This is a genomic window from Variovorax sp. RKNM96, assembly GCF_017161115.1.
Lineage (GTDB): Bacteria > Pseudomonadota > Gammaproteobacteria > Burkholderiales > Burkholderiaceae_C > Variovorax.
The window spans coordinates 5,642,186-5,667,002 of the sequence record NZ_CP046508.1 but is presented as its reverse complement, the minus strand read 5'-3'; the positions used below and the strand labels follow the sequence as shown (position 1 = coordinate 5,667,002).

The window sequence follows — 24,817 nt, the reverse complement described above, 5'->3', positions numbered from 1 at the left end:
GAGGGCGCGCTCAGCGGCCCTTGAAGACCGGCGGACGCTTCTCGCGCCAGGCGCGGCCGCCCTCGGCCAGGTCTTCGGAAGCGACGGTGCGCTGCACCTCGCGCGAGATCGAAGCGGCATCGGCGGTGCCACGCGCGATCTTGTTCAGGTGCTTCTTCATGCCGAGCAGCGCGAGCGGCGCCATGCCGGCGAGCGTGGTGCGAAGGCGCAGCACTTCGGCGTCGAGCGCCGGTGCGTCGTCGACCAGCTGCGTGAGGAATCCGCAGTCGCGCATCGCGGGGCCGTCGAGTTTTTCGGCGGTCAGGAAGAGCCGCTTGGCCATGTCGAGCCCGAGCCGCGATACGTAGCGCTCCATGCCGCTCTGGTAGTAGTGCAGGCCGAGCCGGGCGGCGGGCATGAACATCTCGGCGCTGCGCACGCCCACGCGGAAGTCGCAGGCCAGCACCAGGTCGGTGGCGCCGCCGAAGACGCCGCCATGCACCGCCGCGATGGTCACGGCGCGGCAGTTTTCCAGCGCATCGACCATGTCGCCGAAGCTGCTGCCCTCGGTCTGGCTGCTGGTGGCCACCTCTGATATATCGTAGCCGCTGCAAAAGTACTTGCCCTCGGAGCGCAGGACCAGCACGAGCACGTCGGGCGAGCGATTCACCGTCTCCACGTGGCGAACGAGCGCGGGCAGATCCTCCGGCGTCAGCTTGTTGGCGGCGCTGGGGCGGCGCAGCGTCAGGTAGGCGACGCGGCCGTCGATCTCGAGGGAAGGAAGCATTGATGTACCAAACAGATGAATTGATATATCTGTAAGGTTAGCTAATATCCAGATTCCCATGCAACCCGCGAAAACCCTCGACACCAGCAGCCTGCAGGACCAGATCCGCAGCCGGCTCGAACACGACATCCTGGAAGGCACGCTGTCCCCCGGCATGCCCATCGACGAGAAGGCGCTGGCCCTGAGCTTCAACACCTCGCGCACGCCGGTGCGCGAGGCGCTGCTGCTGCTCAGCGCGCGGGGACTGGTCGACATCGTTCCGCGCACCGGCATCTATGTGCGGCAACTGCGGGCGAACGAACTCGTCGCGATGATGGAAGCGCTGGGCGAGCTCGAAGGGGTGCTGGCGCGTCTTGCGGCATTGCGCATCGGACCGGTCCTGCGCGGCGAGCTCCAGCGCGCGCTGGAAGGCACGTCCGCCATGGCGCAGGCCGACGATGCCGAGGGCTACCAGCGCGCCAACGCCGCGCTGCACGACGTGATCTACCGCGCGAGCGGCAATCCGTTCATCGTCGAGCAGGCGCAGACGGTGCGCCTGCGCATCGCGGCCTACCGGGGGCGGATGTTCGAAAAGCCCGGGCGCCTGGCCGCTTCACAGCGGGAGCACGAACGGGTGGTGGAGTGGATCCTCAAGGGCCACGCCGACAACGCCGCGGAGGCGATGCGCGACCACATCTCGGTCGGCGGCAAGGTGTTCGCCGACCTCGTGCTGAACAACAAGTTCGGCTAGTTCTTCTTCAGCGCACGCGCATGCCCGGCGTTGCGCCCGGCCACGGTTCGAGCACATGGATGCCCGGGTTGGCCTTTTCGTCGCCATGGCTCGCGGCCAGCACCATGCCTTCGCTGATGCCGAACTTCATCTTGCGCGGCGCAAGGTTCGCGACCAGCACCGTGAGCTTGCCCACGAGCTGCTCGGGCTGGTAGGCCGAGGCGATGCCGCTGAAGACGTTGCGGGTCTTGCCCTCGCCGGCGTCGAGCGTCAGGCGCAGCAGCTTGGTCGAGCCTTCGACCTTCTCGCAGGCCACGATCTTCGCGATGCGCAGGTCGATCTTCACGAAGTCGTCGATGGTGATCGTCGGCGCGATGGCTTCGCCGCCGGGCAGCGCATCCGCTGTGGTTTCCACGGCGGCGGCGGCCACGGGTTCGGGCGCGTCGAACAGCTTGTCGACCACCTTCGCATCGGCACGCTGCATCAGGTGCTTGTACTCGCCGATGGCGTGGCCCGCGGGCAGCGGCTGCGCGGCATCGGACCAGACCAGCGGCGAAATCTTGAGGAACGCCTCGACATTCACGGCGAGAGCCGGCAGCACCGGCTTCAGGTACAGCGTGAGCAGGCGGAAGGCCTCGATGCACACCGTGCACACGTCGTGCAGGCGGGCCTCGGCACCCTCCTTCTTGGCCAGCTCCCAGGGCTTGTTCTGGTCGACGTATTCGTTCACCTTGTCGGCGAGCGCCATCACCTCGCGCAGCGCGCGGGCATAGTCGCGCCCGTCGTAGAGCGAATGGATCTGGCCGGCCGCCTCGCGCAGCGCGAACAGCAGCGCATCGCCATCGGCCGACACCTCGCCCAGCTTGCCGCCGAAGCGCTTGCCGATGAAGCCCGCCGCGCGGCTCGCGATGTTGATGTACTTGCCCACGAGGTCGCTGTTGACGCGCGCGACGAAGTCCTCGGGGTTGAAGTCGATGTCTTCGTTGCGGCCGTTGAGCTTGGCCGCGATGTAGTAGCGCAGCCACTCGGGGTCCAGTCCGATCGAGAGGTACCTGAGCGGATCGATGCCGGTGCCGCGGCTCTTGCTCATCTTCTCGCCGCTCACCGTGAGGTGGCCGTGCACGTACACCGCATCGGGCGCCTTGCGGCCGCTGAAGTGCAGCATCGCGGGCCAGAAGAGGGTGTGGAAGGTGATGATGTCCTTGCCGATGAAATGCACCTGCTCCAGGTCGGGGTCGGCCATGTACTCGGTGTACGAGATGCCGTCGCCGCCCAGCTCGATGCAGCGCTTGTCCAGCAGGTTCTTCAGCGAAGCGAGGTAGCCCACGGGCGCGTCGAGCCACACGTAGAAGTACTTGCCCGGCGCATCGGGGATCTCGATGCCGAAGTACGGCGCGTCGCGGCTGATGTCCCAGTCGCCCAGGCCCCCCTTGCCTTCGTCGTCCTTGTAGAGCCATTCGCGGATCTTGTTCTGCACTTCGGATTGAACGTGGCCGGGCGCGGCGGTCCATTCCTTCAGGTAGGCCTCGCAGCGCGGGTCCGAAAGCTTGAAGAAGAAGTGCTCGGAGCTGCGCAGTTCGGGCTTGGCGCCGGAGAGCGCCGAATACGGGTTGATCAGCTCGGTGGGCGCATACACGGCACCGCACACCTCGCAGTTGTCGCCGTACTGGTCTTTCGAGTGGCAGTTCGGGCACTCGCCCTTGATGAAGCGGTCGGCCAGGAACATGCCCTTTTCAGGGTCGTAGAACTGCTCGACGCTCTTGGTCTCGATGAGGCCGTTGGCGCGCAGGTCGCGGTAGATGTCCTGCGCAAGCTGGTGGTTCTCGGGCGCGTCGGTCGAGTGCCAGTTGTCGAACGAGATGTAGTAGCCGTCGAGGTACGGTTTGCGGCCCGCGGCGATCTCGGCCACGAAGGCCTGCGGCGTCACGCCGGCCTTGTCGGCCGCGATGGTGATGGCCGCGCCGTGCGCGTCGTCGGCGCAGACGAAGTTGACCTCGGCGCCGTTCATTCGCTGGTTCCGCACCCAGATGTCGGCCTGGATGTACTCCATCATGTGGCCGATGTGGAACTTGCCGTTGGCATACGGCAGGGCGGTGGTGACGAAGAGCTTGCGCGGGGCGGACATCGGGGAGGGCGCTTTCGGGGAGTGACGGACGGGGGAACCGGGCATTTTAGGTGGCCGCGTCCGTCCCGCGCCCGGCCCGGTGTTTGATGGCAGCATCGCCCGATGCCGCACGCCATCGACCTTCATGCCTACATCGCCGCATTCGCCGCCTCGCCATTGGCGAAATGGGGCGCTTCGATGCCCTGGGAGCTGCCGGCGCGGGCGCCCGAAATCGTGCGCGAACTGCTGGCAGCGCTGCCGGCCGATGAGTTCGCGCTCGAAGGCGACATTGCCATCCACCGCAGCGCCCGGGTCGAGGCCGGCGCGGTGCTCAAGGGTCCGCTGATCCTGGGCGCCGGCTGCTTCGTAGCCGCGGGCGCCTACCTGCGCGGCGGCAACTGGGTCGATGCGCGCTGCACCGTCGGCCCGGGCACCGAACTCAAGTCTTCCTTCGTCTTCGCGGGCACAGCGCTCGCGCATTTCAATTTCGTCGGCGATTCGGTGATCGGCGCGGGCGTCAACATGGAAGCCGGCAGCATCGTCTGCAACCACCGCAACGAGCGCGCCGCCAAGGAAATCTTCGTGCGCAGCGGCGAGGGCGGTGCGCTGCAACCCACGGGCTGCGAGAAGTTCGGCGCGCTCATCGGGGATGGGGCGCGCATCGGCGCCAATGCGGTCATCGCGCCCGGTGCGCTGCTGCGGCCCGGCCGTGTCGTCGGCCGCGCCTCGCTGCTGGACCAGGAACTGTCCGGCCACGAGTGAGTGACCCACGAAAGCGCGGGGTGTCTCGCACGAGACGTATGCTCGACCCTCCGATACAGAAAGCGAGCCGCAGCCGATGACCACCCCCATTCCCGCAACCCTCATCCCCGGTGATGGCATCGGCCCCGAAATCGTCGACGCCACGCTGGCCGCGCTCGATGCGCTGAAGGCCCCCTTCGCCTGGGACACCCAGATCGCCGGCCTCGGCGGCGTCAAGGCCTCGGGCGATCCGCTGCCCAAGGCCACGCTCGACAGCATCCGCAGCACCCGCCTCGCGCTCAAGGGCCCGCTGGAGACCCCCTCGGGCGGCGGCTACCGCTCGTCGAACGTGCGGTTGCGCGAAGAATTCCAGCTCTACGCCAACCTGCGCCCCGCGCGCACCATCATCCCGGGCGGCCGTTTCGAGAAGATCGACCTGATGATCGTGCGCGAGAACCTCGAGGGCCTCTACATCGGCCACGAGCACTACGTGCGCATCGACGACGACCCGCATGCCGTGGGCATGGCCACCGGCATCAACACGCGGCAGGGCTGCCGCCGGGTGCTCGAGTACGCGTTCGACACCGCCATCGCCACCGGCCGCAAGAAGGTCACGCTGGTGCACAAGGCCAACATCATGAAGGTGCTGACCGGCCTGTTCCTGGAGACCGGCGAGCAGCTCTACGCGGAAAAGTACAAGGGCAAGTTCGAGCTCGACTCGATCATCGTGGACGCCTGCGCGATGAAGCTGGTGCTCAACCCCTGGCAGTTCGACATGCTGGTGACGACCAACCTGTTCGGCGACATCCTCTCCGACCTCGTGGCCGGCCTCGTCGGCGGCCTGGGCATGGCGCCCGGCGCGAACATCGGCACCGATGCGGCGATCTTCGAGGCCGTGCACGGCTCGGCGCCCGACATCGCCGGCAAGGGCATCGCCAACCCCACGGCACTGCTGCTGGCCGCCGCGATGATGCTGGACCACACGAAGATGCCCGAACTGGCCACGCGCCTGCGCACGGCCATCGACCAGACGCTGAACATCGACAACGTGCGCACCGGCGACCTGGGCGGCACGGCGAACACCGCCGCGTTCACCAAGGCGCTGGTCAGCCGCATCAACGGCGGTTGATCCGAAGAAGACGGCGCAGCCGGCCATGAGAAAGCTTCTGCTTCTGCTGGCCGTCTTCCTTGCGAGCTGTGCGTCGGTTGCGGCGGACCCGCGCTACACGGTCGTGAAGGTCGACCTTCGCACTGAGAAGCTCGCGCTGTTCCTGAACGACGACACCGGCGTCGCGTTCAAGCGCTTCGACCGGCTCGATGCCTGGTTGAAGGCGCAAGGCCGGCAGCTCGCCTTCGCGGTCAACGCCGGCATGTACCACGCGGACTTCTCCCCGGTCGGCCTCTTCGTGCGCGATGGCCGCGAAGAGGCGCCGCTCAACCTGGCGAGCGGCGCCGGCAACTTCTTCCTGAAGCCGAACGGCGTGTTCCTCGTCACCGATGACGGCCCCCGCGTGATCGAGTCCTCGGAATACCCGGCATTCGCCAAGCGCGGCGGCGTGCGCCTCGCCACGCAATCCGGCCCGCTGCTGTTGCGCCATGGCGTGCTGCACCCGGCGCTCATTCCGAATTCCGACTCGCGCAAGATCCGCAACGGCGTCTGCGCGTCGGGCCACACGGCGATCTTCGTGATGAGCGAGACGCCGGTGAATTTCCACGATTTCGCGCTCTACTTCCGCGACGTGCTGCATTGCCGCGATGCCCTGTACCTCGACGGCACCGTCTCGGCGCTGTACTCGAAGGCACTGGGGCGAAGCGACTTCGTGCGTGAGCTGGGGCCGATACTCGGTGTGGTGTCGCCATGAAATTCCTGGCCGCACCTTGCGTCTTCACTTTCGAATCCTGTTGTCGTTGAGCCATGTCCACACCGCTGCCCATCCTGTCCCTCCTCGAAACCCGCGTGCTCGGCGTGCTCGCCGAAAAGCAGCGCACCGTGCCCGACAGCTACCCGCTCACGCTCAATTCGCTGGTGTCGGGCTGCAACCAGAAGACCAGCCGCAACCCGGTGCTCGAACTCACCGAATCGCAGATCCAGTCCGCCATCGACAGCCTCAAGGGCTACAGCCTCGTCGCGGAAAGCAGCGGCGGCCGCGCGTTCCGCTACGAGCACAACATCGACCGCGTGCTGCGCATTCCCTCGCAGTCGGTGATCCTGCTCACCGTGCTGATGCTGCGCGGTCCGCAGACCGCCGGCGAACTGCGCATCGCCTGCGACCGCATGCATAACTTCGCGGACATCTCTTCGGTCGAGGGCTTTCTCGACGAACTCTCGGAGCGGCCGGCCGGCGCGCTGGTGGTGAAGCTGGCCCGGCTGCCCGGCGCGCGCGAAAGCCGCTGGGCGCATCTGCTGAGCGGGCAGCCGGCGGAAGAGGTCGCGGGGCCGGCCGGCGCATCGGGCGAGGGGGCGTACGCATCGCACGATGCGTCGCTCGGCGAAGTCGCGGCGCTGAAGGCCAACGTGGCGCGGCTCGAAGCCGAGCTGGCGTCGTTGAAGGCGCTGGTGGGGCGGGTGTGCTCGGAGCTCGGGATTTCCGACGCGGGGTGACCGCGCCGGTTTTGCGCGGCGCCTGAACTGCGATATCTTGCGCAGCACATGAAACCTCCGGTCTCGCTCATCCTCACCTGCCTGGCGATCTTCGTTGCCATGGGCCTCGGGCTCATCGTGCTCTCGTTGGCCGTTGCTGCAGCGCTGCCCCGGGGTCACCGCGTGGCCGACCACTTGCGCGAGTTTGCGGGACGAGTGCCGCTGTTCATGCTCGGCTGCATCTCGCGGCTGAGCGGCCTCATCCCGCTGGCCATCATCCTGACCGTGATCGTGGCGTGGATCTTCCTGTGAAGTACGACTGCCCGCATTGCAAGAAGCCCGGCATCACCGGTTTCGCCAAGCGCTGGTCCAGCCGCGCCGCGCCTGCGACGTGCGAAGCCTGCGGCGGTCTTTGCCATGTGCTGGCGAGCACTTCCAGTGGCATCTGGGCGGCAGGAATCCTGATCGTCCTGGTAGCGCTGATCGCAGCCATCGGCCTGCATTCGGCCTTGCTCTTCTTCAGCGGGCTGGTGCTTGCCATCGCATGCAATCTGCGCGCGTGGAAGCGTGCGAAGCTGTGGCCGATCTCCAAGGAGAGTGCGGCCAATGCAACGACCGCGAACTGGTTTGTCACGGGCATCGCGGTGCTCCTTGGGCTTTCTTGACGCGCCCATCCGCGCAGCTGCCTATTCCATCGCTTCCGGCCGCACCGGCACATCCAGGCTGACCTTTACCGGGTCCATCGTCACCAGCGTGCGAAAGCGCTTCACGTTGTTGCTCTGGAAGAACAGCTGCCGGCTCAGCGCCGTGTACTGCGCCATGTCCTGCACCACGAGGATGAGGATGAAGTCCCACTCGCCCGTCACGTAGTAGCACTGCTGCACCTGCGGGCAGTTCCTGAAACTCTGTTTCATTGCATCGAGCAGGTCGATGTGCTCGCTCTCGACTTCCACCTCGGCCACGATGGACAGCGGATGGCCCAGCGCGGCGGGCGCCAGCACAGCGCCGTAGCGCCGGATCACGCCGTCGTCGCGCATGCGCTTGAGCCGCCGGTTCACGGCCGCCGTCGAGAGGTGGACGCGCTCGCCCAGCTCGCTTTGCGACATGCGGCTGTTGGCCTGGATCAGCTCGAGCAGGCGGAGGTCGATGGCGTCGAGGGGGGAGGAGGTCATGCAGGCCGTGTACGCAAAAACGTTGCGTTGAAGGGCTCGATTTTGCGTGCCCGTATCGCCGCATTGTCAATAGCATCGCGTCATGAAATTCCCCGACGAACCCCTGCGCGACCAGCTTTCGGGCTGGCGCCGCCAGCTGCATGCGATGCCCGAGACCGGCTTCGAGGAGGTGAAGACCTCGGCTTTCGTCATCGGCGTGCTGAGGGCGCTGGGCCTGGAGGTGCACACCGGCATCGGCGGCACGGGGCTCGTGGCGAACCTCAAGGTCGGCAGCGGCAAGGGCGTGATCGGCCTGCGCGCCGAGATGGATGCGCTGAACATCACCGAGGTGCCCACCGACCGCGCCTATGCCTCGGCCACCCCCGGAAAGATGCACGCCTGCGGCCACGACGGCCACATGTCGATCGTCCTCGGCGCGGCGCGTCTGCTGCGGGAACGGCAGGATTTCGATGGCACCGTGCGCTTCATCTTCCAGCCCGCCGAGGAGCACGGCCGCGGCGCGAAGGCCATGATGGACGACGGCCTCTTCGCGCGCTTTCCGGTCGACGAGATCTACGGCCTGCACAACATGCCCGGCATGCGCGCGGGCACGATTTCAACGCGCGCGGGCGGCCTCATGGCGAGCGAGGACAACTTCGTCATCCACGTGAAGGGCCGCGGCACGCATGCCGCGCGGCCGCACATGGGGATCGATCCGATCGTCATCGGCGCGCAGATCGTGCTCGCGCTGCAGTCCATCGTCGCGCGCACGCTCGACCCGGGCGCGCAGGCGGTGGTCTCGTGCACCGAGTTCATCACCGACGGCATCCGCAACGCGATTCCGTCGAACGTGGTCATCAAGGGCGACACGCGCAGCTACGACCCCGAGGTGCAGAAGATGCTGGCCGCGCGCATGCGCGAGATCAGCGAAGGCATCTGCCGCATGCACGGCGCGGGGTGCGACTTCAGCTACACGCACGAGTTCGCGCCCACGGTGAACTGGGCCGAATGCGTGCCCGTCGCGGTGGCGGCTGCCACGGCCGTCGTGGGTGCGGAGAACGTCGATGCCAACGTGGCACCGATGATGATTTCCGAGGACTTCGGCGCATTCCTCAAGGTGGTGCCGGGCGCCTTCGTGTTCCTGGGCAACGGCGCCGAGGGCGCACCCGGCGGCACGCCGCTGCACAACGGCAGCTACGACTTCAACGACGAGGTGCTCGAAACGGGCGCCCGCTACTTCGCGGAAATCGTCCGCCTGCGCCTTCCGCGCTGACCGACAAGACAACCCTTTTCCTTTCTCCCATGCTGGTCATCAACAAGAACGCCACCCGCGGCGCCTACCCCGGCGAGCTTCGCGACATCCTCAGCATCGCCGAGGCGAAGCGCACGCGCGCCTGGCTCTCGCGCTGGTCGCAGCTCGCGCCCGAACCCACGCCGCTCTGGCAGCTGCCCGACATGGCGGAGGAACTGGGCGTGGCCGGCATCTTCGTGAAGGACGAGTCGAAGCGCTCGTCGCTCGGCAGCTTCAAGGCGCTGGGTGCGCCGGCCGCGCTCGTGCGGCTCATCCTGCGGGCCCATCCCGCGTGGGACCCGGTGGACGTGCTGCGCGGCGCGCATGCGGCAGAACTGCAGTCGCTGGTCGTCATCAGCGCCACCGACGGGAACCACGGCCGTGCGCTGGCCGCTGCGGCGCAAAGCATCGGCGTGCGCTGCGTGATCGTGCTGCACCGGCATGTGAGCGTGGAGCGCGAAACCGCCATCGCGGACTTCGGCGCGGAGATCGTGCGCATCGAGGGCAACTACGACGCCTCGGTCGCGCATGCGGCCGCACTGGCGCAGGAGCACGGCTGGCAGGTGGTCTCCGACACCTCCTACGCCGGCTACGAAGACATTCCGCGCGACGTGATGCAGGGCTACGGCATCCTGGCCGACGAGGTGATGGAGCAGCAGGAGGGCACGGTGATGTTCTCGCACGTGATCCTGCAGGGCGGCGTCGGCGGGCTGGCCGCGGGCGTGGCGAGCTACCTGTGGGAGCAGTACGGCGAGAAGCGGCCGACGCTCATCGTCGTCGAGCCGCGCCAGGCCGATTGCCTGCTGCAGAGCGCGATCAACGGCTTTGCATCGAATGCCACCGGCAGCGTCGACTCGGTGATGGCCGGCCTCGCCTGCGGGGAAACCTCGCCGCTGGCCTGGCGTTTTCTCGCGCCGTCGGTCGATGCCTTCCTCACCATCGAAGACGGCGACGCGGTCGAGGCGATGTGCCTCCTGGCGCGAGGCTCGGCGCACGACAGCCCCATCGTGAGCGGCGAATCGGGCGCTGCGGGCATCGCGGCATTGCGCGTGCTCACGCTGTCGGACGACCTGTGGCGAAAGGTGCGGCTCGATGTGCGCTCGAAGGTGCTGCTGATCAGCACGGAGGGCGCGACCGCACCTTCGGTGTACCGCGATCTCGTTGGGCTCGATGCGGACGAAGTCCTGCGCAGGCAGAGTGCGCCGGTGCGGCTCTAGTTCAGGCCGCGTTCCACCCGAAGAACCGCAGCACTTCGTCGCGCTGCTTCATCGCATCGGCCCGCCCGAGCGCCATCAGCTCGCGCGTGTAGCCCGACTCGAACAGCAGGTAGCTCGCGAGGGCGCCGCCCTTCACGTCGGCCGCAGCCTTCGAGCCGCCCAGCAGGTGCCGCACCGCGCCGGGCAGCGAATCCACATGGCGCGCCGCGATCACGTCCAGGCGCTCCGAAGGCGAGATCACCAGCAGGTCGAGCGGGCGCAGCGCGCTCGATGCGCGCACTTCCTCGGGAATCAGCCCCAGCGTGTGGTTGATGCGCCGCAGCCGCTCGATGTCCACCGCCAGCGCATCGAGAAAGATGCTCGACAGCGCATGGCCCGCGATCTGCGCCATCGTCGGATAGCCGCTGTGCGTGTTGGGCGCGGTGGTCTCGCGCGGCTCGTGCATGCGGCCCGCGCCGATCACCAGGATGCGCTCGGCGCCCAGGTGAATCGCCGCCGCGATGGGCGCCGACTGGCGCATCGAGCCGTCGCCGAAGTATTCGGTGTGCCCCTGCATCGGCAGCGCGGTCGCCGGAAACACGAAGGGAATTGCCGAGGATGCGAGCAGGTGGTGGTGCGTGATGCGGTCGCGCACCGAGAGGCGCTGCGAGCGCACCCACGGCTCCATCGGCACCGCCGCCTCGAAGAAGGTGACGTGCTCGCCCGAGCTGTAGCTCGAGGCGGTCACGGCCAGCGCCTGCACGTGGCCCTCGTGCATGAGTTGCGGCAGGCGGTCCAGCGGCACCATGCGCTGCAGCAGGTCGGCCAGCGGCGCGTTGTCGAGCAGCGACTTGGGCTTGACCCGCATCCAGTTGGCCGCAAAGCGCCCGAACCCCAGCAGCATGCGCCAGCGCGCACCGCTGCCGATGACCGAGAGCGAATCGGCGCGGTACACCTGCTCGGCGCGAAAGCTGCTCCACACCTCGGCGATGTGCGCCACCACATGGTCGAAGTTGTCCGCGCCGCAGGCCAGCGCCGCCGCGTTGATGGCGCCGGCCGAAGTGCCGGTGATGACGGGAAAGGGGTTGCCGGTGCCGGCGGCCGGCCCGGCGGCGCGGCGCATTTCGGCAATCGCTTCGAGCACGCCGACCTGGTAGGCCGCCCGTGCGCCGCCTCCGGTGAGCAGAAGGCCGGTGGCGGGGCTTGTCTCTGTCATTTTGGTTATTGGCAGGCTGTTCGGTGAGGGCTTGGGGAGCACCTTAGACTACCCGCCATTCAGGAGTTTGATCAATGGCACTCACCCCCGAAGGTCTCATGGACGCGCTCAAGGCCGTTGCAGACCCGAACACCCACAAAGAATTCGCAGCGACCCGCTCGCTCAAGAACCTCCAGGTTTCGGACGGCGACGTGTCGTTCGACCTCGAACTCGGCTACCCCGCCAAGAGCCAGCACGCGGCGATCCGCAAGGCGCTGGTGGCGGCCGCCAAGACCGTGCCGGGCGTGGAGAACGTGTCGGTCAACATCGTCACCAAGGTCATCAGCCACGCGGTGCAGCGCGGCGTGCAGCTGATGCCCAACGTCAAGAACATCATCGCGGTGGCCTCGGGCAAGGGCGGCGTGGGCAAGAGCACCACGGCGGCCAACCTGGCGCTCGCACTGGCCGCGGAAGGTGCGAGCGTGGGCTTGCTCGACGCCGACATCTACGGCCCCAGCCAGCCCATGATGATGGGCATCGAGGGCCGCCCCGACAGCGCCGACGGCAAGACCATGGAACCCATGCAGCGCCACGGCGTGCAGGTGATGTCCATCGGCTTCCTGGTCGACCAGGACCAGGCCATGATCTGGCGCGGCCCCATGGCCACGCAGGCGCTGGAGCAGCTGCTGCGCCAGACCAACTGGAAAGACCTCGACTACCTCATCGTCGACATGCCCCCCGGCACCGGCGACATCCAGCTCACGCTGAGCCAGCGCGTGCCGATGACCGGCGCGGTGATCGTCACCACGCCGCAGGACATCGCGCTGCTCGATGCCAAGAAGGGCATCAAGATGTTCGAGAAGGTCGGCGTGCCGATCCTGGGCATCGTGGAGAACATGGCGGTGCACATCTGCTCGAACTGCGGCCATGCCGAGCACATCTTCGGCACCGACGGCGGCAAGAAGATGGCGGCCGAGTACCAGATGGAATACCTCGGCGCGCTGCCGCTGGACATCAAGATCCGCCTGCAGGCCGACAGCGGCGCGCCCACCGTGGTGGCCGACCCCGAGGGCGACGTGGCCGGCATCTACAAGGCGGTGGCGCGCCAGGTGGCCGTGGGCATCTCGGAGAAGGCGAAGGACTTCTCGTCGAAATTCCCGACCATCTCGATCAGCAAGAACACCTAGGCGTGGGAGCCTGCGTTTGATTCGTCGCGTTGTGCCTGGTGTGCGCCGTCCGGAGCGCCGCGAATGAACCTGCTCGCCTCGATGCGCTACCTGGTGGCGCTCAACGAACACAAGCATTTCGGCCGCGCCGCGCAGGCCTGCCACATCACGCAGCCGGCGTTGTCGAACGCCCTCAGGGCGCTGGAGACCGAATTCGGCGTCGTCATCGTCAAGCGCGCCCGCGTCTACGTCGGCCTCACGCACGAGGGCGAGCGCGTGCTGGCCACGGCGCAGCGCATGCTGCGCGACAACGAAGTGCTGCTGCAGGAACTGCGCAGCGACGTGGACAACCCGCACGGCCGGTTGCGCATGGCCGCGGTGCCCACCGCCATCCCGATCCTTTCGCGCTTCGCGGCCATGCTGCACCAGCGCCATCCGGGCATCGTGCCGGTCGTGCTGTCGATGAGTTCGCAGGAGCTGGAGACGGGCCTCGAAAGCCTCTCCATCGACCTTGCGCTCGGCTACACCGAGCGCATGCACCTGCCGGGCATCAAGCTCACGGCCTGGCCGCAGAGCGTGGAGCACTACTTCCTGCTGCGGCGCGCCGAGACGCCCTCGGCGGACGAACTGCACATCGGCCAGCCGATCACCTGGGCCGAGGCCGCCAGGCAGCCCCTGTGCCTGCTCACGACCGACATGCACAACCGCGCCATCGTGAACCAGGCCCTGCGCGAGGCCGGCGTGCCGGTGACGCCGGCCATCGAGACCAACTCGGTGCTCACCCTCACGCTTGCCGTGAGCGCCGGCACTGTCAGCAGCGTGCTGCCCGGCGCGATGGTTGCGGCCGTGCGCAGCCACCGCGAGCTGGAGGCGCTGCCATTGGTGGCGCCCGAGGTGCGCACGCCCATCGGCTTCATGACGCAGGACGGCGTGCGCTCTTCGCGCGCGCTCGACGCGGCGCTGGCCTTCCTGCAGACGCCCGAATGGGCCGAGCAGGTCCGCCTGCACAGCGGAACGCTCGGTGACTGAGTGCACGCCCTTCGCTGGGGCATTTAATTATTGAATCGCGCCATGCGTCGATCGAATTTGACGCTTTGTAAAACGTTCGGACACACTCCGCGGCCCGGATCCAACACAAAAGTTACACGTCCGGTGAACTAGGAGAAATATGGCAGGCTCAACTGCGGGCGTTCTCGATGGAGATCGCCTGGCTGGAGACGGGGTGCAGCAGCAACCCGGCTTCCTCGAAAAAGAACGCATCATCGCGGGCCCCGGTTTCAACCGTTGGCTGGTTCCCCCGGCCGCATTGGCCATCCACCTGTGCATCGGCATGGCCTATGGCTTCTCGGTGTTCTGGCTGCCTCTGTCGAAGGCGCTGGGCACCGCGGGCCACGGCGCACAGGCCTGCGCGAAGGAGATGAGCTTCTTCGCCGAGCTCTTCGCCACGAACTGCGACTGGCGCGTGGCCACGCTCGGCTGGATGTACACGCTGTTCTTCGTCTTCCTCGGCTGCTCGGCGGCCCTGTGGGGCGGCTGGCTCGAACGGGCCGGTCCGCGCAAGGCCGGCGTGGTGTCGGCCGTGTGCTGGTGCGGCGGCATGCTGCTGTCGGCCCTTGGCATCCACCTGCACCAGTTCTGGCTGATGATCCTCGGCTCGGGCGTGATCGGCGGCATCGGCCTCGGTCTGGGCTACATCTCGCCGGTGAGCACGCTGATCAAGTGGTTCCCCGACCGCCGCGGCATGGCCACCGGCATGGCCATCATGGGCTTCGGCGGCGGCGCGATGATCGGCTCGCCGCTGGCGGTCGACCTGATGAAGCGTTTTTCCACCGCCACCGATGTGGGCGTGATGCAGACCTTCGTCGTGATGGCGCTCGGCTACTTCGTCTTCATGATGGCCGGCGCGCTCGGCTACCGCGTGCCGCCCTCGGGCTGGAAGCCTGAAGGCTGGACCCCGCCCCCGGCGCAGACCAGCAACGCCATGATCACGCAGCGCCACGTGCATGTGAAGAAGGTCTGGGGCATTCCGCAGTTCTGGCTCGTGTGGCTGGTGCTGTGCATGAACGTGAGCGCCGGCATCGGCGTGATCGGCATCTCCTCGCCGATGCTGCAGGAAGTGTTCGGCGGCGCGCTGATCGGCGTGTCGCAGAAGTTCGGCGAGCTCGACAAGGCGCAGCTCGCGGCGATTGCCGTGGTGGCCGGCGGCTTCACGGCGCTCTTGTCGCTTTTCAATATCGGCGGTCGCTTCGTGTGGGCGAGCTTGTCGGACAAGCTGGGCCGCAAGCTCACCTACACGGTGTTCTTCGTGCTCGGCGCGATCCTGTACGCGAGCATTCCGTCGTCGGCCGGCGCGGGCAGCAAGCTGCTGTTCGTGGGCGCCTGCTGCATCATCGTGTCGATGTACGGCGGCGGCTTCGCCACGGTGCCGGCATATCTCGCCGACCTGTTCGGCACGCAGTTCGTGGGTGCCATCCATGGCCGCCTGCTCACCGCGTGGGCCACGGCCGGCATCCTCGGCCCAGTGGTGGTGAACTACATGCGCGAGTACCAGCTGGGCCTGGGCCTGCCACGCGAGCAGGTCTACAACCAGACCATGTACATCCTCGTGGGCATGCTGGCGATCGGCTTCATCGCCAACCTCTTGGTGCGCCCGGTGGCCGACAAGCACTTCATGACCGATGCCGAGCTGGCCGTCGAGAAGAAGCTCGCGCACGAAAAAGCCTCGGCCGCCGAAGTGGGCAGCGGCTCGGGCCGCGCCGACACGGTGAGCCCGGCGGTCGTGGTGATGGCCTGGGCCGCAGTGGGCATTCCGCTGGCCTGGGGCGTCTACAAGACGCTGGGCAGCGTCGCGAAGTTCTTCAACTGAGCTGACGCGTCAACGGCCTGAAGGCGCCGCGGTGAAGACTTCGACCGCCGCCAGCCGGGCCACTGCGCGGCCCGGCTTGGTGTCGCCAGTGACCACGAGGCGCGCCATGCCGTTGCGGCCCAGCGGCGCGCCGTTCACGCTGTAGGCCACGATCGCCGGCCGGTTGCCGAACTCCGGCGCGATCTCTCCCAGCGCCACCACCGCCCGATAGCCATCGGCGCCGGTGACCAGCACATACATCGACAGCAGCGGGTTATGCAGCGATGTGTCGGGCTTCAGTCCGATCGCGCTGTCGTTCAGCAAAGTCCAGAGGCTCACGCCGGTGTAGGTGTTGCTGCCGACGGTCTGCGTGATTGGCGGCATCGCCTTCAGCGCGGCCAGGTCGAAGGTGGCGCTGCGGGCCACGGCGCCCGAGACGGTGAAGCGAGGCGATACGCCTTCGCTGGCGGCTGCAGGTGCGGGCGCAGAGGGCGCAGCGCTGGCCGGCGGGCTGTTGGGGGCCGCGCAGCCCGCGAGCACCGACAGCAGAACCGCCGCCACGGCAACGCCGCACAGCCGGCGCGGGAACAACGTTCGATCTTTCACGGGGGACTCCTCGTGTCCCGAAGAGGGACGTCGTATTTATTCTTGCATGACGACGCCGCGCGGCCGCGGGCGGACAATGGCGGCCCCGCATGGTTTACCCTTCGCGCCAAGATGAAATCCAAAGTCCAGTTCCGCCTCCGCGTCTATCGGGACGACACCATCGCCATCGGCCCCGGCAAGATCGCCGTGCTCGAGGCCGTGGCCGAGACAGGCTCGATTTCCGCGGCCGCCCGCCTGCTGGGCATGTCGTACCGCCGGGCCTGGATGCTGGTCGACGAGATGAACAAGGCCCTGACCTCGCCCGCGGTGAACACAGCCGCCGGCGGCTCGCGCGGCGGCGGCACGGCGCTCACGCCGGTGGGCGAGGAAATCGTCAAGCACTACCGGGCGATCGAGAACGCCGCCAAGCTGGCCACGGCCGCCGACATCCGCGCGCTGACCCGATTGCTGGCCCCGTGACTTCCGCCGACCCTGTCGTCTCCCGCCCCGTCGGCGTGGTGCGCAGCCGCTTCACCGAAGCCACCGGCATGCCGATCCAGACGGCCGGCGCGCCCGACGAGCCGGGGCGCCTGGAGGTGTTCGCCGAGTTCGCGCCGGGCCTTCGGGACATCGAGGGCTTCGACTACCTGATCCTCATCACCCACCTGCACCAGTGCGCGCACGAGCGGCTGGAGGTGGTGCCCTTTCTCGACAACGAATCGCACGGCGTCTTCGCCACGCGCGCGCCGGCACGGCCGAACCGGCTGGGCCTGTCGATCGTGCGGCTGGTGTCGGTGGAAGGCACGACGCTGCACTTCAGCGGCAACGACATGATGGACGGCACGCCCGTGCTCGACATCAAGCCCTACGTGCCGCGCTTCGACGTGCGCGAGACCGAACGCGTCGGCTGGTTCGGCGCAAAGCTCGATCAGTTGCCGGGCATCCGGTCCGACGGCAGGATGGGTTGATCGGGCGGGGGCGGGAGGTCCGTGAGATCGGTCCCCTGCCAGCACGACCACACATCCTGCGACAGCGTCTCGCGCGCCTGCGGCGGCGCTTCCTGGATGGTGCCCACGCTGATGAAGCCCGCCAGGTATTCGCCGGGCTGCACGCCCACCTGCCGCGCCAGCGTCTCGTCGAAGCAACGCTCGCCGCTCAGCACGATCGCGCCGTAGCCCAGCTGGTGCGCCGCGCTCAGGATGTTGCCCAGCGCCGCACCCGCACACAGCCACTGCTCGCGCCCGGGGATTTTGCTGCGTTCGCGCGGCGACACCACGAACCCGAGCAAGAGCGGCGGCCGCGTGGCGTGTTCGCGCGCACGTTTCAGGTCCGAGGGGCTCGCGAGCGGATCGCGCCGGAGCTTTTCCTGCTCGAAGCACCACGCCAGCGCCTCGCGGTTCTGCGGGCGGAACTCGATTACGCGCCAGGGATGCAGCCCGCCATGGTCGGGCGCGCGCAGGCCGGCCTGCAGGATGCCGTCGAGCTCGTCGGGGTTGGGGCCGGGTTGCTGCAGCCGGCGCGGCGACACCGAGCGCCGCGTCAGCAGGACTTCGAGGATGCGTTCCGCACCCGTCATGTGGCGCCACATCGCAGTCATTGCTCCTGGCGGTCGACCCATACGGCCTTGCGGCGCAGGACCTCGCCGATGTCGTGCGCATCGGCCTGCGCGACGAGGAAGGACTGGCTCTCGCCCCCGGGCGCAATGATGGAGATCACGAAGCTGTCGGAGTCCATCGCACGCTCGATGCGCCATTCCTGCACCTGCGTCACGTGCCGAAGCTCCGGCCTGCCGGAGATCGAACGGACGACGGTATCGTGGGCGGAGGGGCGCATGGGGCTTGCAGTCTGCAACGCTATGTTCCCCAGTATATGGAGGCAACGCGATTCGTGCACCCCCGTGAGAACCTTAGGGCTCATCGTGTAACAATCGCGCCGTATTTTTATGGACACGACGCACTCCCTCATCGCCACCACCGACTGGTCGCCCCTGGTCCTGTCGCTCAAGGTCGCCGCGGTCGCGACCGTGCTGGCACTGATCGTGGGCGTGGCGTTGGGCTGGGTGTTCGCACGCAAGCGCTTCTTCGGCCGCACCGTGCTGGAGGCCGTGTTCATGCTGCCGCTGGTGCTGCCGCCCACGGTGATCGGCTACGCCATCCTGGTGGCGGCCGGCCGCCGCAGTCCGCTGGGCGCGTGGCTGCGCGAGCACTTCGACTACACCATCATCTTCAGCTGGCACGGCGCCGTGGTGGCCTCGGCCGTGGTCGCGCTGCCGCTGGTGCTCAAGTCCGCGAGCGCCGCCTTCGAAAACGTCGACCGCTCGCTCGAAGCCGCGGCCAGCACGCTGCGGCAGTCGCCGTTCTCGGTGTTCCTGCGCGTGACCCTGCCGCTGGCCTGGCCCGGCATCCTGGCCGGCACGCTGCTCGCGTTCGCGCGGGCGATGGGCGAGTTCGGCGCCTCGCTGATGGTGGCGGGCTCCATTCCCAAGCAGACCCAGACCCTCTCGATGGCCATCTACGACGCGGTGCAGGCCGGGCACGACGACCTCGCGCTGCTGCTGGTGATCGTGACCTCGGTGCTGTCGATCACCGTGCTGGTGCTGTCGAACCGCTTCTTCTCCCTTCGCTGATTCATTCCTCTCTTCAATAATCCCAGGAGATGCCCATGCGCTCATTCCGCCTCTTGTCCGTCGTTCTTGCCCTGGCCCTGCCGCTGGCCGCCGCCGCGCAGCAGATCACCGTGTCCGCGGCCGCGAGCCTGACCGATGCGTTCAAGGAAATCGGCCCCAAGTTCGAGGCCGCCAAGCCCGGCGCCACGGTGCGCTTCAACTTCGCCGCCTCGGGCGTGCTGCTGCAGCAGATCGGGCAGGGCGCGCCGGTCGACGTGTTCGCGAGCGCCGACCAGGACACCATGAACCGCGGCGTCGAGCAGAAGCTCATCGACACCGCCACCCGCAAGGACTTCGTGACCAACAGCCTCGTGCTGATCGAGCCGGCCAAAGACGGCGTGGGCGTCAAGTCGCTGCAGGACCTGACCGGCGCCAGCGTCAAGAAGATCGCCGTCGGCAAGACCGCCACCGTGCCGGTCGGCCGCTACACCAAGCAGGTGCTCGATGGCGCCAACCTCTGGACCGTGCTCGAACCCAAGTTCGTGCAGGCCGACAGCGTGCGCCAGGTGCTCGACTACGTGAGCCGCGGCGAGGTCGAGGCCGGCTTCGTCTACCGCACCGATGCGGCGGTGGCGGGCGACAAGGTCAGGATCGTGCTCTCGCCCTCGGGCAGCAGCCCCGTGACCTACCCGATCGCGGTGGTGGCCGAGAGCAAGCAGAAGACCGTGGCCGCCGACTTCCTCAGCTTCCTCTCGACCGCCGCCGCGCAGGAAGTGCTGACCCGCTACGGATTCGGCAAGCCATGATCGACGTCGATCTGAAGCTCACGGTGCAGGACGGGGCGCGACGCTTCGACCTGGCTGCGCGCTTCCAGACCGACGTTCCCTTCGCCGCGCTCTACGGCCCCTCGGGCGCGGGCAAGTCGCTCACGCTGCAGGCCATCGCGGGCCTGCTGCATCCTTCGTCGGGCCATGTGCGGCTCGACGGCCGCACGCTGTATGACTCGGCCCGGCGCATCGACGTGCCGGCGCCCGAGCGGCGCATCGGCTACCTGTTCCAGAACTACGCGCTGTTCCCGCACCTCACGGTGCGCGAGAACGTGTCCTTCGGCCTCACCTCGTGGCGCCGCCGCCGCTTGCCCGCGAAGGAAGCGGAAACGGTGCAGGCCCTGCTCGAAGGCTTCGGCCTCGCGGCGCTGGCCGACAGCCGGCCGCAGAAGCTCTCCGGCGGCCAGCAGCAGCGCGTGGCGCTCGCGCGTGCGCTGGCTTGCCAGCCGCAGGTGCTGCTGCTCGACGAGCCCTTCGCCGCGCTCAACCCGATGCTGCGCAGCGAACTGCGCAACGAGCTCGCGCAGGTGCGCCGCCAGTGGGGCATTCCGGTGCTGATGATCACCCACGACATCGAGGACGTGCTCGCGCTCGCCGACGTCGCCTTCGTCTACAAGGACGGCCAGGTGGTGCGCGAGATCGACCTGCACACCGCCGAGAGCCGCGACATCGCGCTGCGTGAAGTGGCCGGCGTACCGGTTGTCGAAGAGACACCCTTGCGCAGCAAGCTGCGCGGCCTGCTGATGCAGGACGTGCAGCCCTGACAAGGGCTGCCCGGGGGACTCGCCCCCGGACCGATTCGGCGTTAACGTTGACCTAACGGTTCTGAGCTACCTTCCGCCTCGCACCAACAAAAGGGGGCCGGTGTGCGCACGCTGCTTGTCGAAGACGACGAAATGATCGGGAAAAGCCTTGTCCGTGGCCTGGAGCGGTCGGGCTGGGCCGTGGACTGGGTGCGCGACGGCCTGCTCGCGCAGAGTGCGATGGCCGACGGCGACTACAGCTGCGTGCTGCTCGACCTGGGCCTGCCCAAGGCCGACGGCCTGGAGGTGCTGCGCCGCGCGCGCAGCCTGAAGGACGACACGCCCATCCTCATCCTCACCGCGCGCGACGGGCTCGGCCAGCGGGTCGAGGGGCTGGACCTGGGCGCCGACGACTACCTGCTCAAGCCCTTCGAACTGCCCGAGCTGCTGGCCCGCATGCGCGCGGTGGTGCGGCGGCGCCATGGCGCCTCGAACTCGGTCATCGGCAGCGGCAATGTGCAGCTGGACCTGACCACGCGCGAGATTCTTCACAACGGCACGCGCGAGGTGCTCACCGCCCGCGAATTCGCGCTGATGCACGCCATGCTCGAGCGCCCCGGCGCCATCTTCTCGCGCGAGCAGCTCGAAAGCCGCATCTACGGCTGGGGCGAAGAGGTGATGAGCAACGCGGTCGACGTGATCATCCACAACATGCGCCGCAAGCTCGGCGCCGACACCATCCGCAACGTGCGCGGGCTGGGGTGGCGCGTGGTGGATTCATGAGCGCTGGTACTGGCACCGGCGCTCGCCGTTGGTATTCGCCGGGGTCCCTGCGCAACAAGCTGCTGCTCTGGCTGGTGCTGGTGCATGTGCTCGCCGCCATCGGCGTGGCGTGGTTCACCTACACGAGCTACGACCGGCTCATCGTCACCTTCAAGGACGACCAGATGCAGACGCTGGCCGACTCCTACGCCAGCAACGAGAACGTGCCGGTGCTCAAGCCGGGCGACAGGCAGGGCATCTACCAGCGGGGTGCCTTCATCGTCCAGATCTGGAGCGCGCGGGGCGAGCTGCTGGCCACTTCCTGGCCATCGCTGGCCGTGGGGCGCCAGCCCGGGGAAGGGCTGCATGTGGTGAGGCTAGGCCCCGCGGACGACGAGACATGGCGCGTCTATTCCACCGGCCCCGTGCCCGACGGCGGGCGCTTCAGCGTGCAGGTGATCCAGAACGGCGGCTTCGTGCGGGCGCTGGTGGAGCGGCGCGCGCTGCAGTCGGCCGCGCCCATCGCCCTGCTGCTGCCGCTGTCGCTGGCCGTGCTGTGGCTGGTGGTCTGGACCTCGTCGCGCAAGCTGCGCAGCGTGGCGCTCGACGTGGCGGCCAAGGACGAGCGCAGCCTGTCGGAGCTGTCGGTGTCCCACGTGCCCGACGAGATCGCGCCGCTGGTGGAAGCCTTCAACAGCCTGCTCGGGCGCCTGCGCCAGGCCTTTGCCGCGCAGCGGCGCTTCGTGCAGGACGCGGCGCACGAACTGCGCACGCCCATCGCGGCCCTCGGCCTGCAACTGGACAACATGCGTGCCGAGGTGCCCGGCGAGCGCGCCGCGGAGCACTACACGCAGCTCAAGGGCGGCGTGACACGCGCCCAGCACCTCATCGAGCAGCTGCTGCGCATGTCGCACCAGGAAAGCCATGCGCCGCGCGAGCCGGCGGTGCCGCTGGACGTGGCCTCGGTGCTGCGCGACAGCATCGCCCAGCTGATGGTGATTGCCGACCGGCGCCGCATCGACATCGGCTTCGACGGCCAGACCCACGCGACGGTGAACGCCCCGACTGCGGAGCTGCGCAGCATCTTCGGCAACCTGATCGACAACGCGCTGCGGCATTCGCCCGAAGGCAGCGTCGTCGACGTGCGGCTGCATGCGGTGGACGGGCAGCCGGTGGTCGACGTGGTGGACAACGGGCCCGGCATTCCGCCCGAGGCGCTGGGGCGCGCCTTCGACCGTTTCTACCGCGTACCCGGCACCGCGGCCGAAGGCAGCGGCCTGGGCCTGGCCATCGCGCAGATGGCGGCCGAGCGCAACGGCATGCGCATCGTGCTGGACAACCGCACGGACGCCAGCGGTGCGGTGTGCGGCCTCGTGGCGCGGGTGCACCTGCACGCGCCAGCACGCTCGGCTTAACGCTCAGTTAACTCTCGCATAAAGGACGCATAAAGCAGGATTTCTACAGTGAGCCCAGGCCGAAACAACGGCTGCCTTTCGAGGGTCTTCCTCGGTTCTCAACAGGAGCTCACATGCGAAACATCACCCACCTGCTTGCCGTTCTTGCCACCAGCCTCGCGGCCGCCTCGGCCCATGCCGAAACCTACGAAGGCGTGCACCAGGGCGCGAACCTGCGTGAGCGCGACGCGGTGGCAGCCGAAGCCACTGCGACGGCCCATGCCCCCAACCAGAACGTGACGCGCGGCTCGCGCGGCGCCGATCCCTTCACCTCGACCGCGTCCCGCCAGTCGGTCTACGAAGACGCGGTGCTCACCGCCCATGCGCCCGACCAGAACGTGACCGGCGGCTCGCGCGTGAACAGCGTCGTCGTCTCGACGATGCCGGCGGCGAAGGCGAAGGCGCAGGCGTCCATCGCGCCCGCCACGCGCTTCTGAGCGGAAGCACACGATGGACGTCGTGGACACCCAGGACGGCTGCACGCGCCGCACCGTCCTCATCACCAGCGCGGCCGGCGTGGTGGCGGCGACGCTGCCGCTCGCCGGCGGCGCCGCACCGGCGGCCGACACCGCACCGCTCGCGGAGCTGACGCTGCGCATCAACGGCCAGCCGCATTCGCTGGCCGTCGATCCGAGGGTGACGCTGCTCGACCTGCTGCGCGAGCACCTGCGGCTCACGGGCGCCAAGAAGGGCTGCGACCACGGCCAGTGCGGCGCCTGCACGGTGATGGTGAACGGCCGGCGCATCAACAGCTGCCTCACGCTCGCCGCGATGCACGACGGCGACGCGGTGACGACCATCGAGGGCCTGGGCGATCCGAAGAAGCTGCATCCGATGCAGGCCGCCTTCGTCAAGCACGACGGCTACCAGTGCGGCTACTGCACGCCGGGGCAGATCTGCTCGGCGGTCGGCATGCTCGACGAAATCCGACGCGGCATGCCCAGCCATGTGACGCACGACATCGGCGTGCGCCCGCTGTTCAGCGACGAGGAGCTGCGCGAGCGCATGAGCGGCAACATCTGCCGGTGCGCGGGGTATCCGAACATCATCGCGGCCATCCGCGAGGCTGCGGGAAAAGTGGCAGGAGAAACCGCATGAGAGCCTTCACCTACGAACGCGCGCAGAGCCCTGCCGAAGCCGTCGCGGCCGTGCAGCGCCAGCCCGGCGCGAAGTTCATCGCGGGCGGCACCAACCTGCTCGACCTGATGAAGCTGGACATCGAGCACCCGGTGCACCTGGTGGACGTGAACCGGCTGGGGCTCGACCGCATCGAGGCCACGCCCGAGGGCGGCCTGAAGATCGGCGCGCTGGTGCGCAATAGCGACCTGGCGGCCGATATCCGCGTGCGGCAGGGCTATCCGCTGCTGTCGCGCGCGTTGCTCTCGGGCGCCAGCGCCCAGCTGCGCAACAAGGCCACCACCGCGGGCAACCTGCTGCAGCGCACGCGCTGCTTCTACTTCTACGACACCACCAAGCCCTGCAACAAGCGCACGCCCGGCAGCGGCTGCGCGGCGATGGAGGGCTTCAACCGCATCCACGCGATCCTCGGTGCGAGCGACCAGTGCATTGCGGTGCATTCCTCCGACATGGCGGTGGCGATGCGCGCCTTCGATGCGCGCGTGGAGACCGTCTCGGCCAGCGGCGGCGCGCGGCAGATTCCGATTGCCGACTTCCATCGCCTGCCCGGCGCGACGCCGCACGTGGAAACCGCGCTCGCGCCGGATGAACTCGTCACCGCCGTGGTGCTGCCCGCGCCCCTGGGCGGGCGGCAGCCCTACCGCAAGGTGCGCGACCGTGCGTCGTACGCCTTCGCTCTCGTGTCGGTGGCGGCGGTGGTCGTGCGGGAAGGCCGCACCGTCACGCAGGCTCGGCTGGCTTTCGGCGGCCTCGCGGCCAAACCCTGGCGCAACGAGGAGGCAGAGCGGCGCCTCGTGGGCACCGACGGCGGCCCCGACGCCCGCCGTGCGGTCGCCGACCTGCTGCTCGCCGAAGCACGCGGCCACGGCCACAACGATTTCAAGATCCCCCTGCTGCGGCGCACGCTCGACGTCACGCTGGCGCAGGCGATGACCACCTCCTGAGCGGACAAAGGCAGC

The 24,817-nt window shown here is 68.2% G+C and carries 29 protein-coding genes; 22 read left to right on the top strand and 7 right to left on the bottom strand.

All coding sequences use genetic code 11. The features are described from left to right. Window positions 1-10 precede the first annotated feature (10 nt). Window positions 11-766 carry an enoyl-CoA hydratase/isomerase family protein gene (locus tag GNX71_RS26250; protein ID WP_206175140.1) on the bottom strand — a complete coding sequence of 252 codons (756 nt, stop codon included), beginning with the start codon at window positions 764-766 and terminating at the stop codon, window positions 11-13. A 58-nt stretch (window positions 767-824) separates the two neighbouring features. Between GNX71_RS26250 and GNX71_RS26245 the strand changes: the two genes are divergently transcribed. Beyond that, entirely contained in the window at window positions 825-1,496 is a 672-nt protein-coding gene (locus GNX71_RS26245; RefSeq protein WP_206175139.1) for a GntR family transcriptional regulator, read from the top strand. A 7-nt stretch (window positions 1,497-1,503) separates the two neighbouring features. On the opposite strand, the gene metG is transcribed toward GNX71_RS26245, so the two are convergent. Next, complete coding sequence (metG, locus tag GNX71_RS26240) at window positions 1,504-3,600, bottom strand: methionine--tRNA ligase (protein WP_206175138.1); 2,097 nt, start codon at window positions 3,598-3,600, stop codon at window positions 1,504-1,506. Between the two features lie 102 nt (window positions 3,601-3,702). Here metG and GNX71_RS26235 point away from each other — a divergent pair, with 102 nt between their 5' ends. The 6 genes from GNX71_RS26235 (at window position 3,703) to GNX71_RS26210 (ending at window position 7,566) form a co-directional block, all read left to right on the top strand. Continuing rightward, complete coding sequence (locus GNX71_RS26235) at window positions 3,703-4,341, top strand: LpxA family transferase (protein ID WP_206175137.1); 639 nt, start codon at window positions 3,703-3,705, stop codon at window positions 4,339-4,341. Between the two features lie 76 nt (window positions 4,342-4,417). Further along, complete coding sequence (locus GNX71_RS26230; protein WP_206175136.1) at window positions 4,418-5,449, top strand: isocitrate/isopropylmalate family dehydrogenase; 1,032 nt, start codon at window positions 4,418-4,420, stop codon at window positions 5,447-5,449. A gap of 25 nt (window positions 5,450-5,474) precedes the next feature. Beyond that, a complete protein-coding gene (locus tag GNX71_RS26225) occupies window positions 5,475-6,182 on the top strand; it encodes a phosphodiester glycosidase family protein (RefSeq protein WP_206175135.1) in 708 nt (235 codons plus the stop codon). A gap of 53 nt (window positions 6,183-6,235) precedes the next feature. Beyond that, on the top strand, window positions 6,236-6,922 hold the full coding sequence (locus GNX71_RS26220) for a YceH family protein (protein WP_206175134.1): 687 nt from the start codon (window positions 6,236-6,238) through the stop codon (window positions 6,920-6,922). A gap of 48 nt (window positions 6,923-6,970) precedes the next feature. Continuing rightward, window positions 6,971-7,213 (top strand): hypothetical protein, encoded by a 243-nt coding sequence (locus GNX71_RS26215; protein WP_206175133.1) that lies wholly within the window; start codon window positions 6,971-6,973, stop codon window positions 7,211-7,213. Then, the gene (locus tag GNX71_RS26210) at window positions 7,198-7,566 is read left to right on the top strand and encodes a hypothetical protein (protein ID WP_206175132.1); all 369 of its coding nucleotides are present in this window, start codon (window positions 7,198-7,200) and stop codon (window positions 7,564-7,566) included. Before GNX71_RS26215 ends, GNX71_RS26210 begins: the two co-directional genes overlap by 16 nt. Before the next feature lie 21 nt (window positions 7,567-7,587). Here the strand turns inward: GNX71_RS26210 and GNX71_RS26205 are convergent, their stop codons facing one another. Continuing rightward, window positions 7,588-8,073 carry an Lrp/AsnC family transcriptional regulator gene (locus GNX71_RS26205; protein WP_206175131.1) on the bottom strand — a complete coding sequence of 162 codons (486 nt, stop codon included), beginning with the start codon at window positions 8,071-8,073 and terminating at the stop codon, window positions 7,588-7,590. Window positions 8,074-8,155: 82 nt separating this feature from the next. Here GNX71_RS26205 and GNX71_RS26200 point away from each other — a divergent pair, with 82 nt between their 5' ends. Both GNX71_RS26200 and GNX71_RS26195 read left to right on the top strand, forming a co-directional pair. Further along, window positions 8,156-9,325, top strand: coding sequence for a M20 aminoacylase family protein (locus GNX71_RS26200; protein ID WP_206175130.1), 1,170 nt, complete (start codon window positions 8,156-8,158; stop codon window positions 9,323-9,325). 29 nt (window positions 9,326-9,354) lie between these two features. Then, a complete protein-coding gene (locus GNX71_RS26195) occupies window positions 9,355-10,560 on the top strand; it encodes a diaminopropionate ammonia-lyase (protein WP_206175129.1) in 1,206 nt (401 codons plus the stop codon). Between the two features lies 1 nt (window position 10,561). Here GNX71_RS26195 and GNX71_RS26190 read toward each other — a convergent pair whose 3' ends face one another. After that, window positions 10,562-11,755, bottom strand: coding sequence for a patatin-like phospholipase family protein (locus GNX71_RS26190; protein WP_206175128.1), 1,194 nt, complete (start codon window positions 11,753-11,755; stop codon window positions 10,562-10,564). Between the two features lie 74 nt (window positions 11,756-11,829). On the opposite strand from GNX71_RS26190, the gene apbC reads away from it, so the two are divergent. The 3 genes from apbC (at window position 11,830) to GNX71_RS26175 (ending at window position 15,766) form a co-directional block, all read left to right on the top strand. Beyond that, window positions 11,830-12,921: an iron-sulfur cluster carrier protein ApbC gene (gene apbC / locus GNX71_RS26185; RefSeq protein ID WP_206175127.1), complete on the top strand. Its 1,092-nt coding sequence runs from the start codon at window positions 11,830-11,832 to the stop codon at window positions 12,919-12,921. Window positions 12,922-12,984: 63 nt separating this feature from the next. Beyond that, complete coding sequence (locus GNX71_RS26180) at window positions 12,985-13,929, top strand: LysR substrate-binding domain-containing protein (protein WP_206175126.1); 945 nt, start codon at window positions 12,985-12,987, stop codon at window positions 13,927-13,929. 139 nt (window positions 13,930-14,068) lie between these two features. Then, complete coding sequence (locus GNX71_RS26175; RefSeq protein ID WP_206175125.1) at window positions 14,069-15,766, top strand: OFA family MFS transporter; 1,698 nt, start codon at window positions 14,069-14,071, stop codon at window positions 15,764-15,766. A 9-nt stretch (window positions 15,767-15,775) separates the two neighbouring features. Here the strand turns inward: GNX71_RS26175 and GNX71_RS26170 are convergent, their stop codons facing one another. Then, a complete protein-coding gene (locus GNX71_RS26170; protein WP_206175124.1) occupies window positions 15,776-16,351 on the bottom strand; it encodes a hypothetical protein in 576 nt (191 codons plus the stop codon). A 111-nt stretch (window positions 16,352-16,462) separates the two neighbouring features. Here GNX71_RS26170 and GNX71_RS26165 point away from each other — a divergent pair, with 111 nt between their 5' ends. Next, on the top strand, window positions 16,463-16,810 hold the full coding sequence (locus GNX71_RS26165; protein ID WP_042580543.1) for a winged helix-turn-helix domain-containing protein: 348 nt from the start codon (window positions 16,463-16,465) through the stop codon (window positions 16,808-16,810). Next, a complete protein-coding gene (gene tsaA / locus GNX71_RS26160; protein WP_241027057.1) occupies window positions 16,807-17,298 on the top strand; it encodes a tRNA (N6-threonylcarbamoyladenosine(37)-N6)-methyltransferase TrmO in 492 nt (163 codons plus the stop codon). The genes GNX71_RS26165 and tsaA overlap by 4 nt, the downstream gene beginning before the upstream one ends. On the opposite strand, the gene GNX71_RS26155 is transcribed toward tsaA, so the two are convergent. Both GNX71_RS26155 and GNX71_RS26150 read right to left on the bottom strand, forming a co-directional pair. Continuing rightward, window positions 17,259-17,927 (bottom strand): nitroreductase, encoded by a 669-nt coding sequence (locus GNX71_RS26155; protein WP_241027056.1) that lies wholly within the window; start codon window positions 17,925-17,927, stop codon window positions 17,259-17,261. The two genes, tsaA and GNX71_RS26155, sit on opposite strands and share 40 nt — an antisense overlap. Further along, complete coding sequence (locus tag GNX71_RS26150) at window positions 17,924-18,163, bottom strand: hypothetical protein (RefSeq protein ID WP_206175122.1); 240 nt, start codon at window positions 18,161-18,163, stop codon at window positions 17,924-17,926. The genes GNX71_RS26155 and GNX71_RS26150 overlap by 4 nt, the downstream gene beginning before the upstream one ends. Before the next feature lie 109 nt (window positions 18,164-18,272). On the opposite strand from GNX71_RS26150, the gene modB reads away from it, so the two are divergent. The 8 genes from modB to GNX71_RS26110 all read left to right on the top strand — a co-directional run bounded on the left by modB (window position 18,273) and on the right by GNX71_RS26110 (window position 24,802). Next, a complete protein-coding gene (gene modB / locus GNX71_RS26145; RefSeq protein WP_206175121.1) occupies window positions 18,273-18,956 on the top strand; it encodes a molybdate ABC transporter permease subunit in 684 nt (227 codons plus the stop codon). Window positions 18,957-18,991: 35 nt separating this feature from the next. After that, window positions 18,992-19,741, top strand: a complete 750-nt coding sequence (modA, locus tag GNX71_RS26140) for a molybdate ABC transporter substrate-binding protein (RefSeq protein ID WP_206175120.1) — start codon at window positions 18,992-18,994, stop codon at window positions 19,739-19,741. Beyond that, entirely contained in the window at window positions 19,738-20,526 is a 789-nt protein-coding gene (locus GNX71_RS26135; RefSeq protein WP_206175119.1) for an ATP-binding cassette domain-containing protein, read from the top strand. The genes modA and GNX71_RS26135 overlap by 4 nt, the downstream gene beginning before the upstream one ends. A 102-nt stretch (window positions 20,527-20,628) precedes the next feature. Next, on the top strand, window positions 20,629-21,288 hold the full coding sequence (locus GNX71_RS26130; RefSeq protein WP_206175118.1) for a response regulator: 660 nt from the start codon (window positions 20,629-20,631) through the stop codon (window positions 21,286-21,288). Further along, window positions 21,285-22,682, top strand: a complete 1,398-nt coding sequence (locus tag GNX71_RS26125) for an ATP-binding protein (protein WP_206175117.1) — start codon at window positions 21,285-21,287, stop codon at window positions 22,680-22,682. The genes GNX71_RS26130 and GNX71_RS26125 overlap by 4 nt, the downstream gene beginning before the upstream one ends. Before the next feature lie 113 nt (window positions 22,683-22,795). After that, on the top strand, window positions 22,796-23,158 hold the full coding sequence (locus GNX71_RS26120) for a DUF4148 domain-containing protein (protein ID WP_206175116.1): 363 nt from the start codon (window positions 22,796-22,798) through the stop codon (window positions 23,156-23,158). A gap of 13 nt (window positions 23,159-23,171) precedes the next feature. Beyond that, complete coding sequence (gene paoA, locus GNX71_RS26115) at window positions 23,172-23,819, top strand: aldehyde dehydrogenase iron-sulfur subunit PaoA (RefSeq protein ID WP_206175115.1); 648 nt, start codon at window positions 23,172-23,174, stop codon at window positions 23,817-23,819. Beyond that, the gene (locus tag GNX71_RS26110) at window positions 23,816-24,802 is read left to right on the top strand and encodes a xanthine dehydrogenase family protein subunit M (RefSeq protein ID WP_206175114.1); all 987 of its coding nucleotides are present in this window, start codon (window positions 23,816-23,818) and stop codon (window positions 24,800-24,802) included. The genes paoA and GNX71_RS26110 overlap by 4 nt, the downstream gene beginning before the upstream one ends. Window positions 24,803-24,817: the final 15 nt, after the last annotated feature.